The sequence below is a fragment of the Fusobacterium ulcerans ATCC 49185 genome (assembly GCF_900683735.1).
GTDB classification, from domain to species: Bacteria; Fusobacteriota; Fusobacteriia; order Fusobacteriales; family Fusobacteriaceae; genus Fusobacterium_A; species Fusobacterium_A ulcerans_A.
On sequence record NZ_LR215979.1, the window covers coordinates 2,624,894 to 2,641,630 of the forward strand.

Genomic DNA, 16,737 nt, shown 5'->3' on the forward strand with positions numbered 1-16,737 from the left:
AATCCCCCTTGTTACTATTTCTTAAAATTCTTAAGTCTCAATGCATTAGTTACTACTGAAACAGAACTCATAGCCATTGCTCCTCCTGCTATCATAGGATTCAAAAGATGTCCTGTGAAAGGATAAAGTAATCCTGCTGCTATTGGTATTCCTAAAGTGTTATATATAAATGCCCAGAATAAGTTTTGTTTTATATTTTTGATAGTAGCATTGCTTAGATCCATTGCTGTCAGTACATCTTTTAGATTTCTTTTCATCAAAACGATGTCTGCACTTTCCATAGCAATATCTGTTCCTCCACCTATGGCTATTCCTACATCAGCCTGTACAAGAGCTGGCGAATCATTTATTCCATCTCCTACCATAGCTACATTATAACCTTCTTCCTGTAATTCTTTTACTTTCAAATATTTATCCTCAGGTGTAACTTCAGCAAATATCATATCTATTCCAACCTGTTTTCCAATTGCTTCAGCTGTTATCTTATTATCTCCAGTAATCATTCCAATTTTATATCCTCTTTCTTTCAATTCTTTAATAGTATCTACAGCTTCCTCTTTCATTACATCAGCAACTGCTATTATACCTAAGAATTTTCCATCTATAGCCATATACATTGGAGTTTTTCCTTGAGATGCCAATTCATCCAGTTCTTTTTTCATAGTTATTTCTATATTTTTAGCTTTCATCAGCTTGATGTTTCCTATTAAAACTTCACTCTCTTCTATTTTACCATATACTCCCTGTCCAGTTATAGAAATAAAATCATTTACCTGAGGAAATACAAGTTCTCTGTTTTTAGCTTCCTCAACAATAGCCTCTCCCAATGGATGTTCTGAGTGAAGTTCCAAAGCTCCTGCTATTTGTAGTATATCATTTTCTTTATATCCATCTAAAGTTAAAATATCTGTTACTTTTGGTTTTCCCTCTGTTAATGTTCCAGTCTTATCAAATACAACTGTATTTACTTTATGAGCTTTTTCCAGAGCTTCTCCAGATTTTATTAATATTCCAAGTTCCGCTCCTTTTCCAGTTCCTACCATTATAGCAGTAGGTGTAGCAAGTCCTAATGAACATGGACAAGCAATTACCATTACAGAAATAAAAATAGTAAGAGCAAATATAGAAGGAGTATTATTTATTTCTACAATACCACGGCTTCCTAAGTAATACCATATAATTCCTGCTGCTGTTGCTATAAGCATAACAATTGGAACAAAATAAGATGATACTTTATCTGCTATCTTGGCAATAGGAGCTTTAGATCCCTGAGCATTCTCCACTAGTTTTATTATTTTAGATATTACAGTATCTTTTCCAACTGCTGTTGCTTCTATTTTTAGACTTCCATTTTTATTTATACTTGCACCATACACAACATCTCCTGCTGCTTTATCAATTGGAATACTCTCTCCTGTCAGCATAGATTCATCTACAGTACTGTTTCCATCAATTACTTTTCCATCAACTGGAATACTTTCTCCAGGTTTTACTAAAAGAACTTCACCTTTTTCCACTTCTTCTATATCTACCTGTACTATTTCTCCATTTCTTATAAGATTAGCTTTTTTACTTTTTAAGCTCATCAATTTTTTTATAGCTTCAGAAGTTTTCCCTTTGCTTACTCCTTCAAGATATTTCCCTAAAAGAATAAGTGCCAGAATAACTACAGCAGATTCATAATAAAGAGAGTGAACATAGTGATGATTTCCTTCTGCTATCTTAAAAGTTCCATATATACTATAAAGTAAAGCTGACCCTGTTCCTGTTGCTATCAATGAATCCATACTTGGACTTTTCATAAATAATTGTTTAAATCCAACTATATAGAATCTTCTTCCTATATACACCACTGGTAAAGCAAGTATAAACTGCACTATTGCAAAATTTAATGGATTAGCATCTGGTGAAATAATAGAAGGAACTGGAAGTCCTATCATTGTACCCATAGCTATATAGAAAACAATAGCAGAAAAAACAATTGCTATTTTAAATTCTAAAAACTCTCTTTTTAAATGATCTTCTTTCTCTTTGTCTTTTTGGTTTTCAGAAGATTCTTCATGCCTTGTTCCAGTATATCCCATTTTTTGCATTACTTCAAGAATTTCTGAAAGCTTAATAACATCTGAATCATAAACAATTTTTCCTCTGCTGTTTGCTAAGTTTACTGCTACTGATTTTACTCCATTAAGTTTTGAAACTTTTTTTTCTATTTTATTGACACAGACTTGGCAGCTTATTCCATCAATATCCAATTCTATATCTTTTAAATCTGATTCTTCCTCTATTTCATATCCTAATTTTTTTACAGTTTCTATTATTATTTCTTCTTTTAAAATTGTTTCATCATAATCAACTGAAAGTTTTTCTGTGGAAAGGTTAACAGTCGCTTCTTTTATTCCTTCTAATTTAGATAATTTTTTCTCTATTTTATTTACACAAACTTGGCAGCTTATGCCACCAAGTTTATAAGTTTTTTTCATTATTCCTCAACCTCGTATCCTGCATCATCCAATGCTTCAATTATTTTTTTAAAATCATATCCTTCTGGGATATCAACAGATGCCTCTCCAATTTTTACATCCAATAAATTTACTTCATCTAAACCTTCTAAAGCCTCTTTCACGTGTGCCACACATTTCTGACAACCCATACCATCTATTTTTATTATTCTTTTCATAAATAATACCTCCTGATTTTAAATTATAGGGTATACCCCTATATAATAGTAACTCATTTTTTTCTAAAAGTCAATATATTTTAACATTCTTTAACTATATACCCCTATATTAACTTCTAAAAAAATCAAATATTTTATTATAATTATTCTATATTGATTATTTGAAATTTTTTATTATTATCCTCTTATTTTTTTATTTTTCATTAAATTTTTATTTAAAATCAAAATTTTACTTTTACTTCAAAGAATTCTATAAAATTCATTTTTATATTTGACAAAATTGGTTCTTTTTGATATAATTTCAATCGTTAAGTATCAATTTAATATGTTAGCGGAGAGAAGTGAAAGCTAAAATAATTTTATGGATATCCATGAATTTATTTTAGTTTATTTTTTTGTAAAAACACTGTAAAAAAGCTGGTAAAAGTTTAAAAAATATATTATTATCTAAAAAATGGTTTTTAAGAATTGGAGGAAAATAAAATGACAAAGAATTTCGCACATAGAGGATTCAGTGGAAAATATCCTGAAAACACTATGCTTGCTTTTAAAAAAGCTATAGAAGCTGGTGCTGATGGAATAGAACTTGATGTCCAGTTAACTAAAGATGGAGAAGTAGTTATCATTCATGATGAAACAATAGATCGTACAACAGATGGAAAAGGGCTGGTAGCAGACTATACTTATGAAGAATTGTGCAGTTTTGATGCTTCATTCATCTATCATGGACAGATGGGATTTAATAAAATTCCTACTTTAAGAGAATATCTGGAACTTGTTAAAGATAAAAATATTATAACTAATATTGAACTGAAAACTGGCATTCTTGAATATCCTGGTATTGAAGAAAAAGTTTGGAATCTTATCCAAGAATACAAAGTTGAAGATAAAGTTATAATTTCAAGCTTCAATCACTACAGTGTACTTCGGATGAAAAATATAGCTCCTAATCTAAAATATGGGCTTCTATCTGAAACTTGGCTTATAAATGCTGGTAAATATACACATGATCTTGGTATTCAATGTTATCACCCTGTACACTATAATTTAGTTCCTGAAGTTATAGATGAGATTAAAAAATATGGAATAGAAATAAATACATATACTGTCAATAAAGAAAAAGATATACATTATCTCATAGAAAAAGGAATAGATATTATTATAGGAAATTTTCCTGATCTGGCAGGAAAAATAATTAAAGAATATAAATAAATTTTTATATAAAACATTGGGAGGAGTTAATATGGACCAATTTGAATTTCTGTTAGAAAGAATCAATGGAATAATCTGGGGAAAATGGCTTGTTTTTATTTTACTGGGACTTGGAATACTTTATACTTTTACAAATGGTTTTATTCAAGTGAGATATTTTGGATTTATTATGAGAAAAACTCTTATAGAGTCTTTTAAATCTAGAAATGATGAAAAAGGTGAAGGTTCTATCCCATCTTTCAAAGCAATGATGGTAACTCTTGCTGGAAATGTTGGAGGAGGAAATGTTGTTGGTATAGCTACTGCTATCACTGCTGGTGGTATGGGTGCTGTATTCTGGATGTGGGTTGCTGCATTTTTTGGAATGGCTTTGAAATATGGAGAAATTGTTCTTTCTCAGCTGTATCGTGGAAAAGATTCAAATGAAAATATTTTAAGTGGACCTATGTACTATATCAGAGATGGATTGAAAATGCCTTGGCTTGGAGTAGTTATTGCTGTACTTATGTGTACAAAAATGATGGGAGCAAATCTTGTTCAGTCTAATACTATTGCTGGAATTTTAAGTTCTAATTATAATATCCCAACTTATATCACTGGAGTAGTTCTTATCTGCCTTTTAATGGCTATTACACTTGGAGGACTTAAAAGAGTTGCTAATATTGCAACTGCTCTTGTTCCTATAATGTCAATTTTCTATATTTGTGCTGGACTTTTAGTTATTTTATTAAATGCTCAGCAAGTTCCTACTATATTTGCTACTATTTTCAGAGAAGCATTTTCTCTAAAAGCTGCTGCTGGAGGTACTGGTGGATATGTTATGGCAAGAGCTCTTCAATATGGTATTACTCGTGGTATGTATTCTAATGAGGCTGGAGAAGGAACTGCACCTTTTGCCCATGGTTCTGCAATTGTTGAACATCCTTGCAGAGAAGGAATTGCTGGTGTTACAGAAGTTTTCCTAGATACTATAATAGTTTGTACTATCACAGCTCTTATTGTTGGGGTTACTGGTCTTTACAAAACAAATACTCCTGGTTCAGTAATGGCCATTGAAGCATTTGGTACTGTATGGTCACCATTAAAGCATGCTGCAACACTTTCATTATTAGTATTTTGTTTTACTACTTTAATGGGACAATGGTTCAATGCTGCTAAAAGTTTTACTTATGCTTTTGGTCCTGAAGTAACTGCTAAATGCAGATATGTATTCCCTTTCCTATGTATTGTTGGATCAATTACTAAAATCAGTCTTGTTTGGACTATTCAAGACTTGGCTATGGGATTAGTTGTTATTCCTAACATGATAGCATTGGTTGTTTTATTCCCTAAAGTTGTTGAGCAGACTAAGGATTATTTTTCAAATCCAAAATTCTATCCAGGAAATAAATAGTTAAAAAATGGGTGGCCAGAGTGAGTCATCCATTTTTTATTTTATATTTATGTAAAAGAAAAAAGGGTCTAAACCCTTTTTCCAATTTTTTTATATAACAATAATTATACTTCAATATATAAAAAGACTATTTTTTTATATTTATTATATATTTTACTGTTTTCTCTATTCTCTGTAACCCGTCTTCTACTTTCTTGATAGAGCACCCAACATTAAGTCTTAGGAAATATCTTCCCTCTTCTCCATAAGTAAGTCCAGGCATTATTGCTACTCCCCCAATATCAATCAGATACCTTTGAAACTCTTCATTTGAAATCCCTAGTCCTGAAAAATCTATCCATGCAAAATATGATCCTTGAGGAATTTCACATTTTAGTACTGGAATATTTTTTTCTAGATACTCTTTTACATATTTTATATTATTCTCAGTATATTTTACTAATTCATCTACCCAGTATCCACATTTATCATAGGCTGTTATTGTAGCTATTACAGCAAGTATTGAAGGTGATGAAAGAGCATCTTTATTTTTTAATATTCTTAAAAATTCATCTCTATCACTTTGATTTGTTATAAATAGATACGATCCACACAATGCTGGTATATTAAAAGTTTTTGAAGCTGATGTACATAAAACTATATTATCTATATAATCTCCAGCTTGTGATAAAATAGGTTTATGTTTTCCTCTGTAAATTATATCCATATGTATCTCATCTGAAATTATAAACACATTATGTTTTTTACATATCTCTATCATTTTTTTAAGTTCATTTTCAGTCCAGACTTTTCCAGTAGGATTATGAGGACTACATAAAAGAAATATTTTTGCTTCTCTGCATTTAGATTCAAAATCATCAAAATCTATTTCATATCCATTTTCAACTTTTTTCAGTGGAGAAGTAAGAAGTTTTCTCTCATTGTCTCCTATTACTTTAAAGAAACCATCATATCCTGGAGTATTTATCAACACTCCATCACCTTTATTAGATTTCATTTCAATAAATTTTGATACTGCATAGATAACACTTGGACTATATATTATCCATTCTTTATCTATCTGAAAATCAAACCTCTTGTTATACCATCCCTCAATGGAATTTTTAAAATCATCATGATTCCATCTGCTGTATCCAAATATTCTATGATTTATTCTTTTTATAAGAGCATCTACTATCTCTTCTGGAGATTCCAGATCCATATCTGATATAGTGAAAGGAAGAAGATCATCCTTTCCGAATCTGTCTTTCACATAATCCCATTGAGTACAGTAAGTACCTCTTCTATCCTTTACTTCATCAAATTTCATTATCTCACCATTCTAATTATTTTTTCATTAATTTTTCTAATTTATTTTTTACAACATGTACTTGTGGTCCTATTACCACCTGAAGATTTGTATCATCTAATTTTACTACTGCTATTGCTCCAGTTGCTTTTATTTCATCTGAATCTACAACAGACATATCTTTTACAACCATTCTAAGTCTTGTGATACAGTTATCAAGAGAAACAATGTTATCTTTTCCACCTAAAGCTTTCAGCATTCTCTCTTCATCATATCCACCTAATTTTACATTATCTCCTTCAGTTATAGCTTCTCTTCCAGGAGTTTTTAAATTAAATTTCAATATTGCATATTTAAATACTGTATAATAAACTGCAAACCATACTGCTCCTACTAGAAGAACTAAATACCATTTTGTTCTTGTTCCTTGTAATACACCAAATACTATAAAGTCTATAAGGTTTCCATCAGTATTTCCAATTGCTACTTTTAAAATTCCCATCATCATAAATCCAAGTCCAACCATGATACAATGGAAAATGTATAAAACTGGTGATAAGAAAAGGAATATAAATTCTAGTGGTTCTGTTATTCCACCAATTACACAAGCTACAAGTCCAGAAGCAAGAAGTCCTTTTATTTTTTTTCTATTTTCAGGTCTTGCAGTATTATATATTGCCAAAGCTATTGCTGGAAGTCCAAACATATATGATGGCATTTTTCCTTGTGAAAGGAACTTTGTTACATTAGGATCAAGTATTCCATCAGCAAACTGTTTATAGAATATTGTAAGAGCTCCTGAAACTGTTTCTCCATTTACAATTGCCTCTCCACCAGCTGGTGTAAATCTTATCATAGCAACTAATATATGATGTAGTCCAAATGGTCTTAACAGTCCTTCTCCAGCTCCAAAAAGGAATGGTCCAAAGGCTCCAGCTTTTCCTATCATTTTTCCTATTCCCATAATCACATTATTAAAGAAAGGCCAGATGAATGGAATTAATAAACTTACAACTCCAACTATTACTGCTGTAGCAATAGGTACAAATCTTGCTCCACCAAAGAATGCAAGTGCATCTGGAAGTTTGATTTCACAATATCTGTCATGAACTTTGTAAACGATTATACCAATTAAAACTCCACCAAGAACCCCTATATCAATACTTTGAATACCAAGAACCATAGACTGTCCTGCTGCTTTCATATTTTCAGGTGTAGCTAAAGTTCCAGTTGCTTTTAAGAAGAAATTAACTGATAGACTTGACATAGCAAATCCAACATATCCAGAAAATGCTGCTACCCCTTTATCCTGTCTTGCAAGTCCTAAAGGTATAGCCATTGCAAACATAACTGGAAGGTTCGAAAATGCAAATGAACCTATTGTTGCCATAAATTCAAAGAACACTTTTAAAATAGGATTATTTAAGAATGGAAGTATTTCAGCAGTTACTGAACTTGCAAATGAACTTCCTATCCCAAGCATAATACCACAGGCTGCTAATAGTGATACTGGCAGCATGAATGTTTTTCCTAATCCTTGAAAAAATTCCCAAAAACTAACTTTTTTCTTCATCTTTTCCTCCAAATATTTTTATTTTATTTTAAAAGTATTATATAGTAAAGAATCCTCAAAGTTAATATACATAATCTTTCATATTTTTTTGAAAAAAAGTTTTACCATAAATATATAAAAATAAAAAAACAGCTGTCTTAAATTTTTCAACTTAATCCAGCTATCCTTCTTATAGATATTTTTTAATCAGCATTTCTTCCCTTTATGAAGAGTATATCCATTTTTTCCCTTTTCTTTTGTCTGATATAAAGCTATATCAGCATTTTTATAAATATCTTTAAATTCTTTTCCATCTTCTGGCGTAATAGCAATCCCAATACTTGCGGACATATCCCAATAAGAGGAATTATTTTCACATTTAATATTTAATGCTTTAGATACCTCTTTAGCCTTTCTATCAACCCACTCTGTATTTATAATTGGAGTAAATACTACAAATTCATCTCCTCCAACACGTCCCATTATAGCATTTTCTTCACCAAAACTCTCTTTAATAACTCTAGTAAATTCTTTGATGCATAAATCTCCAAACAAGTGTCCAAAATTATCATTTGCCTGTTTAAAATTATCAATATCAAAAATAAAAAAATCATATTTTTGTTCTGGTGATTCTAAAAGCATCCTATCAATAATTCTTTCTGTAACTTTTTTATTATAAAATCCTGTCATCTCATCTAATTCTGCTTTTTGTTCCTTTTTCTTTTCTTCATCAATATTTTTTCTATATGCAAACATATGAATTGAGTCATCTTCTGGAGAATAGAAGATATAGGCATCAACTCTCATCCAATGGTAATTCACTCCATCTTCTGTTATCATAAATTCATATCGTAAGGATTTATTCCCTTTTTTATATTCTTTAATTACATTTTCTGGAGAAAAAATATTTATATATCCTTCTCTATATTCCTCTTTTATCTGTTTATCTGCAATCACACGTAACCCTTGATCAAATGGGAGTCCTTTAGCTCCTATAGTTTCAAAATAATGCACTGTATGTTTCCCTACATATGTATTTTTAGTAATGTTCAATTCATTTATCTTATCATATAATTGCTCTGTTGATCTTCTAAAAATAGTTTCTCTTTCTTCTACTAATTTTATAATTTGTTTATTAAAATTTCTGATTATAGAAGTAATTATAACAAGTATAATCAAAATAATAAATGTAATTATAAGACATGTCTGAAAAATGCTATTTCTTATTTCAGAAATCAATTTACCTGTATTCTGCCTGACAATGAGATGCCAAGATAGTTCTGGAATATAACGAGTTACTATATAATCTTTATCAATAGTATTTTCACTAGAATTTATCCACATTTCCAAATTTACAGAATCCTCTTTCCAAGCTAGCATCTCTTTCTTGATATTAGTTTGTCCATAAATCTCAAACCAGTTTTTCTCTTCATATCCTGTATAAGTAGTTGATACCTCTATAGTTCCTTTTTTATTGATTAAATAAGTTTCTAGTTTAAATTTCTTTTCATAGCTTAATAATAATTCTTTCAAATGTTCTATCTGTACCCCAACACCTATAATACCCAAAACATTTCCCTTAGAATCTTTTACTTTGCAATTTACAAAAACTGTAATGGCATTATCAGCACCCTTCACTTGATCATTGTCTATGTTTAAAGAATACTCCTGATCATTTTTTAAAAGATTAAAAAACCATGTATTTTCAGGATCATTTTCAATTAAAATACGGTCTAACCCAGTAAAAGTATAATAATTTTTTGTAGCAGTAGAAGCTAAAAATACTGAATCAAAACCATATTTTTCTTGATATGTTTCTAAATAATTTCTTGTAGTTTGAATATAGTCTTCATCCCTAAAATATTTTTCTTCTTCCAATAAATGTTCTACCAATAAACTGTCATGCGCCATTGTTAAAGAAGCATTTACTGATTTTGTGAACATAGATGTTAATTGATAATAGATTCCTTCTGTAGTAAGAGAAGATACCTGCTCTACATTATCTAAAGATGCCCTATAATTTGCTTGGTAGCTAAATACTGCTGTAAGTGAAAATCCTACTATCAAAATAACACTAATCAATATATTAGTTCTTAAAAGCTTATTGCCTTTCAAGATATTTGCTCCCCCTTTAATATCATTCTAAAATTATTTACTCTTATAGATTCTATAATTATAACAAACAATTCATCAAAAGTCCATTAAATAATTTTGTTTTAAAGAGGGAAAACGAAATCAAAATATTAAATACTAATACTTTCTATTTTTCATTCTTTTAAAAGAATTTTTATTTTATTTTTTATATCTTCTGGTTTATCCAACTCTATTATTTCATTAAAAAATTTCTTCTTTTCTATCAATTTTATCAATTCAGATATGACTTTTAAATGTTCAATTTTATTTCTTGCAGCCAGCAGAAACAAAACATCTGCATCTTCTTCATCATCTACTTTTATTCCATGTTTTGAAATTATAAGTGTTATTCCAGGTTTTAAACAATTTTCTTTCTCTTTATCATAACAGAACAATATTCTTTTATCAATAAAGAGATATCTTCCAAATTTTTCTACCATATCTTTAAGATTATATATACTTTTCTCTTTTATACATCTTTCTTTCAATAAAATATTTAATCCAATTTCCAGAGCTTCTCCAAAAGTTATTCTTTCATCAGAAATATATATACGATTTCTTCCTAAAAGTCTAATAAGTCCATAATCTGTGCTTTCTTCTCTGTCATCATCTATAAACATTCCAAATTTTTCTTTTATACTCTCAGCCAGGAGATCATTATCTATATCTCTTGCATTTTGCTGAATCAGTTTTAAAAGCTCTTTTAAAGATATTTTTTTATTTTTCTTTTCCTCTAAATATTCCTCTATATATTTCGAAACATAAAATATCTCTTCATCTCTCAAGGGTTCTTTAAGATAATGATCATTTTTCTTGATTATTTCTTTCACCTTAGTGAAAATTTCTATATTTATTTCACTGAAATCAAGGGTTTTATTTAAATAGAAATTATTCTTTATTCTGTAAATAGCTGGAAGAAGATATTTCATAAGTTTATCTATAAGTTCTCTCTCTTTAAGGAGATGTGTTCCTATTTCTATATCCATATTCTCTAATACTCTAGAAATAAACCTCTCTAATATAAGAATATTTTCAGAAAAAGTATCATTATAATATCCACTTAAAAAATATTCTGTAAGATGGAGCATTTCATATTCATGATTTTTATCTATAACTTTTTCAAGAACTTCCTTTATTTTTTTATATTCTTCAAGCTTTCTTAAAAAATCACTATTATTCTTCTGAGTTATTATATGTCCATTTTTTATCCTTTCAAATGTAGCTATCAAGTATATTCCAATCACATTTTTAAATTCATCAGTAAAATGAGCCTCTAATTTATCTTCTATTTCATCTATTACATCAGCTATTTTTCTAATATCATATCCTTTTACATACTCAGCTATTATTTTCTGCTCCTCTTTTTCACTGATATATTTTTTTCTTATAAAAACTATCTCTCTATTTTTTATCTCAATATGATTCAACATTTTTAATAATTTTAAATGCCTTAACTTCTTTTCTTTTCCTGCTATATCCATTTTATTTTCATCTCTATAGAAATAAAGTTCAAATTCAGCAAGATAATTTTCTAAATCTTTGATATCTTTTTTTATAGTAGTTCTGCTTACTTTTAGGTCTGCTTCCATCTCTGATATTTTCACATTATCTCTAAACAGATAATTTATAAGGATATATTCTTCTCTCTCTTCCTGAGAAAAAACATACATACTCATATCTAAAACTTCTACAAATTTTTCAAGTTCAATATCAGCTATAGAAAATTCAAGATTTCCCTTTTTTATCATTATTTCTGGAAGTTTCATTTTTTTAAGATAAAAATTTATATTTTCTACACTGTATCTTATATTTCGTTCACTGACATTATATTTTTCTGCCAGAGAACTTATAGGAAAAATATTATTATTTATTTTTTCTAAAAGTTTTATATCTTTTCTATTTAAACTCATATTTTTCCCTCCATTATATAATTCATATCTATATATTAAAGCATTTTTAGAAACTTAGCAAGCTCTAAAAAAAGAAAGAGATTGACTTATAGCTACTGAAATATAATTTTAGCTTTTTAGTCAATCTCAAATCTTATTTTATTTAACTTTATTTATTATATCAAAACTAGCAGTTACTCTTGCTGTTATCTTCATTTCCTGAGCTGTTGAAAATGGTATATCTGTAGAGTCTGAATCTGCTTGACTTACAAAATATTTAGCATTAACTCTGCTTTGATTCATCATAACAGCTGGTGCTGGAATAGTGAGATAATCTCTTCCACTTTGAGTTCTATCCCAAATAGTTACATCTCCAAGTTCATATCCTCTATTCTTTATTATAATTTTTGCCTTCTCATATAAATTATTCATAGCCTTTTCATAAGCCTCTAATGTAGCTTTATCTCTTAACTCTTCTGAAATATCATAAGTCATTCTTCCTGGATTCTTTATTCTAAGAGCTTCACATTTTTTTAATAATTTTCCCATATCTATTGATGATTTCATTTTTACTTTAAAAGCATGAGTTATTGTATAAATTTTTTTCTTCTCCCTTTCCTTTGTTTCTTCTACATTGTAATTGAATATAGATACATCTTGAACTCCTAATTTTTTTAATGATGATTCTATCCTGTCATATTTTTCTTTTGCAAGTTTTCTAGATGTTTCTCTATTTTTATCAAATGTGTCTATCACAAAATAAAAATTATTTCTGTAATCACTGTTTATATTTTTTAGTTCTATAATATTTTCTTGGCTCAAGATATCTGTTACAGGATAAAATTTATTATTTTCCATAGTAATAATTACTTGAAATGTTGTTTTATATATATTTGATTTTTCATCTTTTAATTTTTCTTCTACCTTTTCTCCTTTAGTATATCTTGCAGTTTCAATATCACTTTCTTTTACTCCTATTGAAAGTAGATAATTTTTAAGCTCATTCATAGATTTTGCATTTTCTTCTGAAGCTTTTTCCAAAGTATCAGCTTCTGTCATAAGTTCAAAATTTGTAATTATTATATCTGGCTTCACTGTTATTTCACCCATTCCAGATACATCATTTATCTTCCCTGTTACAATATATTCCTTCCCATACTGTAATCTTTCTCTTGCTAATTTATTATCTTCCTCTGGAGCTGAATAAACAACACTAGTTAAAAGAAGAGCAAATAGTATCAGCAAAGTTTTTTTATACATAACTCCCTCCTGTTTCAATTCAAAATACAATAAAATTACTTCCAATTTTTTTAGGTTATATCTAAATTTTATCATCTTTATATACATATTACAAATACAATAATATTATATGTAAATAAAAAGGGAAACTACAAAACAAACAAAATGTTTCCAGCTTCCCCAATATTTATTATTTTATATTTTTAAGTATATTTTCTCCATCTTTTACCTGTTCATCAAGATGTTTTCCAAATTTATAAAGCTGGTAAAATGTTCCAATAGTAGGAGTTCCTTTTCTTATACTCCCTATATGAAATTCTAGCATCTCTTTGGAATTTTTCATTCCATTAGACTCAAAAGCTCTATACATTTCTGTTAGTTCTTTTATTTGATCCTTTGTTTCTTCTGCTGTTCTATCATCATTTAAAAGAACATCAAACTTTTCCATATTCTTCCCATAGAATGTTAAATAATTTTTAAATGAAGAGATATTTGCCTGTTTAAAATATGACACTCCTATAAAGTTAATTAAAGCTGCAGTTATAAAAACAACAGACAGTACAGAAATCATTTTTTTCATTAAATCACTCTCACATAAGAACAAAGAATAATACTAATATTCCTAATACTATTCTGTATATTCCAAAAGAAACAAAATCTCTCTTTTTTATGTACTGCATAAACCATCTGATAACAAGGTATGCCACAACAAAAGAAACTACAGAACCTACTCCTAACAGCTGCCATTCAATAGGAGAAAATTTAAGTCCATTCTTCATAAGCTTTAACAATGTAGCTCCAAACATAGTTGGTATTGCTAAAAAGAAAGAAAACTCTGTTGCTACCCCTCTTGAAAGTCCCAAAAGCAAACTTCCTATAATAGTTGCTCCTGATCTTGAAGTTCCTGGAATCATAGCAAGACATTGGAATAATCCAACAGTAAACGCTGTTTTATAACCTAATTTTTGAAATGAATCTATATGAGCTGTTCCTGTATAACATTTTTCTACAACGATAAGGATAATTCCATAGAATATTAGTGTCATAGCTACTACCACTACATTTCCCATAAAATATTCAGAAATATAGTCATCTAAAAGAAGTCCAATTACAGCAGCTGGAAATACTCCAACCACTACCTTTGCCCAAAGTCTGAATCTTTGCACAAATACTTCTTTCTCTCTTACAAAAGGATTTATGTCCTTCCAGAAATATATTACTACTGCAAGTATTGCCCCAAGCTGAACTATTATTAAAAAACTATCCATAAAACTTTTAGAGAAAAAACTGCTATTGATAAATTTTTCTACTAAAATCATATGCCCTGTACTGCTTACAGGAAGAAACTCTGTCATCCCTTCTACTATTCCTAGAATTATGACAATTAAAAATGGGTTCATCTAATTTTTTCCTCCTATAAGTATGGATCTTCTTTAGCCATATAATTCTGTACATAGTCTTTTACTCCATCTTCTAATGAATGGAATTTTTTTGTATATCCTGCTCTTTTTAATTTTTCCATAGTTGCCTGTGTAAAATATTGATATCTTCCTCTAAGATCTTCTGGCATAGGAACAAATTCAATTACTTTTTCTTGAGCCAGCTCAGGATTATTGGATGCTGCTCTCATTGTAGCCATAGATAAATCTAAGAAACTTCTAGCTTCTCCTGTTCCTATGTTATATATTCCAGATTCTACTTTTTCTGTTAGTAGAAAATATAAAACATCAACCACATCTTTCAGATAAACGAAATCTCTCAGCTGTTCACCATCTTTATATCCCTCTTTATGTGATTTAAAAAGTTTCACTCCTCCATTTTCTTTGTATTGGTTAAATGTATGAAATACCATTGAAGCCATTCTTCCTTTGTGATATTCTTGTGGTCCATACACATTAAAAAACTTAGTTCCTGCCCATTGTTTTGGGGCTATTTTCTGCTTAAATGCCCAGTCATCAAATATTTTTTTAGAATATCCATATTTATTTAAAGGCATAAGTTTTTTTAATTCTTCAGGTGTTACATCATCATTATATCCAAGCTCTCCAGCTCCATATGTTGCTGCTGATGAAGCATATACATAATTTATCTGCCTTGCTGCACAAAACTCCCATAATTTTTTACTGTATCCATAATTATTTGACATAAGATAATCTGCATCTTTTTCTGTAGTTGCAGAACAAGCTCCCATATGCAGTACTCCTGTTATCTTTTCAGCATTTGCTGGATTTGAAAGCCATTCAAAAAGATCATCTCTATCTACCCAGTCAGCATAATCTCTTTTTCTTAAATTAAGCCATTTCTCCTCTGTTCTGAATTTATCAACTACTATAATATCGTTGATTCCCATTTCATTTAACTTCCAAACGAATGCACTACCAATCATTCCAGCTGCTCCAGTTACTATAATCATAATTTCCTCCTGTATATTCAAATAATAATTATCTGCTGCTTCTCTCTTTTATTAATCTGAATTGCGAGTATTCCAAACCTGTATCACCTATATCTATTCCTTCTCTATTAGCTCCGTGAAAATCTGAACCTCCAGTTACTAAAAGAGAATGTCTTTTTGCCATTTTTTTATATTTTCTTTTTTCTGCTGGAGTGAAAGTACCATAAACTGCTTCTAATCCTCCAAGTCCCAGTTTTTTAAGTTCTGATATCATATTTTCCAAAATCCCATCATTTTGTGTAATTAATTTAGGATGAGCCATAGATACAAAAGCTCCATTTGCATGAAGCATTTTTACTGCTCTTTCTGGTGGAAAATTTTCTTTTGGTACATATGCAGCACCTGTTTTTCCAAGATATTTCTCAAAAGCATCATTTTTAGAAAAAGCAGCTCCTATCTCCACAAGATAATTTGCTATATGAACCCTGCTGATAATATTTCCAGGTGCCATATTTTTAACTTTTTCCATATCAACCACTATACCACATTTTTCTAATTTTTCCACTACTTTTTTATTTCTATTTTCTCTTGCTTTTTTTAATTCTTCTAGTTCAGTAAGAAATTCTTCATCTTCAAGATTAAGAAAATATCCTAATATATGTACTTCTAAATTATCAATGTTACATGATATCTCTATTCCCTGAATAAATTCTATCCCTACTTCATCAGCAATTTTTTTACCCTCTGCCAATCCATCCACTGTATCATGATCTGTTATAGCTATTGTTTTCATACCAAATGATTTTGCTCTTTTTACTACTTCTTCTGGTGTGAAAGTTCCATCTGAAGCTATAGTATGTATGTGCATATCCACTTCCATAACTCTCACCTCTATATCTTTCAGCAAAGAAAGGCGTCTATTTCCCACAGACGCCCCACCTTTTTGTTATACTATTCTT

At 29.5% G+C, this 16,737-nt stretch carries 13 protein-coding genes; 2 read left to right on the forward strand and 11 right to left on the reverse strand.

Going from position 1 to position 16,737, the window contains the following annotated elements:
• Nucleotides 1–14 precede the first annotated feature (14 nt).
• Together E0E45_RS11695 and E0E45_RS11700 are read right to left on the reverse strand one after the other, a co-directional pair.
• Nucleotides 15–2,483, reverse strand: coding sequence for a heavy metal translocating P-type ATPase (locus E0E45_RS11695; RefSeq protein WP_130891338.1), 2,469 nt, complete (start codon nt 2,481–2,483; stop codon nt 15–17).
• Nucleotides 2,483–2,680, reverse strand: coding sequence for a heavy-metal-associated domain-containing protein (locus E0E45_RS11700; protein ID WP_130891339.1), 198 nt, complete (start codon nt 2,678–2,680; stop codon nt 2,483–2,485). The genes E0E45_RS11695 and E0E45_RS11700 overlap by 1 nt, the downstream gene beginning before the upstream one ends.
• A gap of 483 nt (nt 2,681–3,163) precedes the next feature.
• Between E0E45_RS11700 and E0E45_RS11705 the strand changes: the two genes are divergently transcribed.
• Together E0E45_RS11705 and E0E45_RS11710 are read left to right on the forward strand one after the other, a co-directional pair.
• A complete protein-coding gene (locus tag E0E45_RS11705; protein WP_130891340.1) occupies nt 3,164–3,892 on the forward strand; it encodes a glycerophosphodiester phosphodiesterase in 729 nt (242 codons plus the stop codon).
• A 31-nt stretch (nt 3,893–3,923) separates the two neighbouring features.
• The gene (locus E0E45_RS11710) at nt 3,924–5,285 is read left to right on the forward strand and encodes an alanine/glycine:cation symporter family protein (protein WP_130891341.1); all 1,362 of its coding nucleotides are present in this window, start codon (nt 3,924–3,926) and stop codon (nt 5,283–5,285) included.
• 127 nt (nt 5,286–5,412) lie between these two features.
• Here the strand turns inward: E0E45_RS11710 and E0E45_RS11715 are convergent, their stop codons facing one another.
• The 9 genes from E0E45_RS11715 to E0E45_RS11755 all read right to left on the reverse strand — a co-directional run bounded on the left by E0E45_RS11715 (nt 5,413) and on the right by E0E45_RS11755 (nt 16,706).
• Complete coding sequence (locus E0E45_RS11715; RefSeq protein WP_130891342.1) at nt 5,413–6,594, reverse strand: MalY/PatB family protein; 1,182 nt, start codon at nt 6,592–6,594, stop codon at nt 5,413–5,415.
• 16 nt (nt 6,595–6,610) lie between these two features.
• Entirely contained in the window at nt 6,611–8,146 is a 1,536-nt protein-coding gene (gene malX / locus E0E45_RS11720) for a maltose/glucose-specific PTS transporter subunit IIBC (protein ID WP_130891343.1), read from the reverse strand.
• Between the two features lie 186 nt (nt 8,147–8,332).
• Complete coding sequence (locus E0E45_RS11725) at nt 8,333–10,240, reverse strand: sensor domain-containing diguanylate cyclase (RefSeq protein WP_130891344.1); 1,908 nt, start codon at nt 10,238–10,240, stop codon at nt 8,333–8,335.
• A gap of 152 nt (nt 10,241–10,392) precedes the next feature.
• Nucleotides 10,393–12,168, reverse strand: a complete 1,776-nt coding sequence (locus E0E45_RS11730; protein WP_130891345.1) for a BglG family transcription antiterminator — start codon at nt 12,166–12,168, stop codon at nt 10,393–10,395.
• Between the two features lie 138 nt (nt 12,169–12,306).
• The gene (locus E0E45_RS11735) at nt 12,307–13,407 is read right to left on the reverse strand and encodes an SIMPL domain-containing protein (protein WP_130891346.1); all 1,101 of its coding nucleotides are present in this window, start codon (nt 13,405–13,407) and stop codon (nt 12,307–12,309) included.
• Between the two features lie 169 nt (nt 13,408–13,576).
• Complete coding sequence (locus tag E0E45_RS11740) at nt 13,577–13,966, reverse strand: hypothetical protein (RefSeq protein WP_130891347.1); 390 nt, start codon at nt 13,964–13,966, stop codon at nt 13,577–13,579.
• Nucleotides 13,967–13,976: 10 nt separating this feature from the next.
• On the reverse strand, nt 13,977–14,786 hold the full coding sequence (locus tag E0E45_RS11745) for an undecaprenyl-diphosphate phosphatase (protein WP_130891348.1): 810 nt from the start codon (nt 14,784–14,786) through the stop codon (nt 13,977–13,979).
• 14 nt (nt 14,787–14,800) lie between these two features.
• A complete protein-coding gene (gene rfaD / locus E0E45_RS11750; protein ID WP_130891349.1) occupies nt 14,801–15,799 on the reverse strand; it encodes an ADP-glyceromanno-heptose 6-epimerase in 999 nt (332 codons plus the stop codon).
• 28 nt (nt 15,800–15,827) lie between these two features.
• Entirely contained in the window at nt 15,828–16,706 is an 879-nt protein-coding gene (locus tag E0E45_RS11755) for a PHP domain-containing protein (RefSeq protein ID WP_232044111.1), read from the reverse strand.
• Between the last annotated feature and the right edge of the window lie 31 nt (nt 16,707–16,737).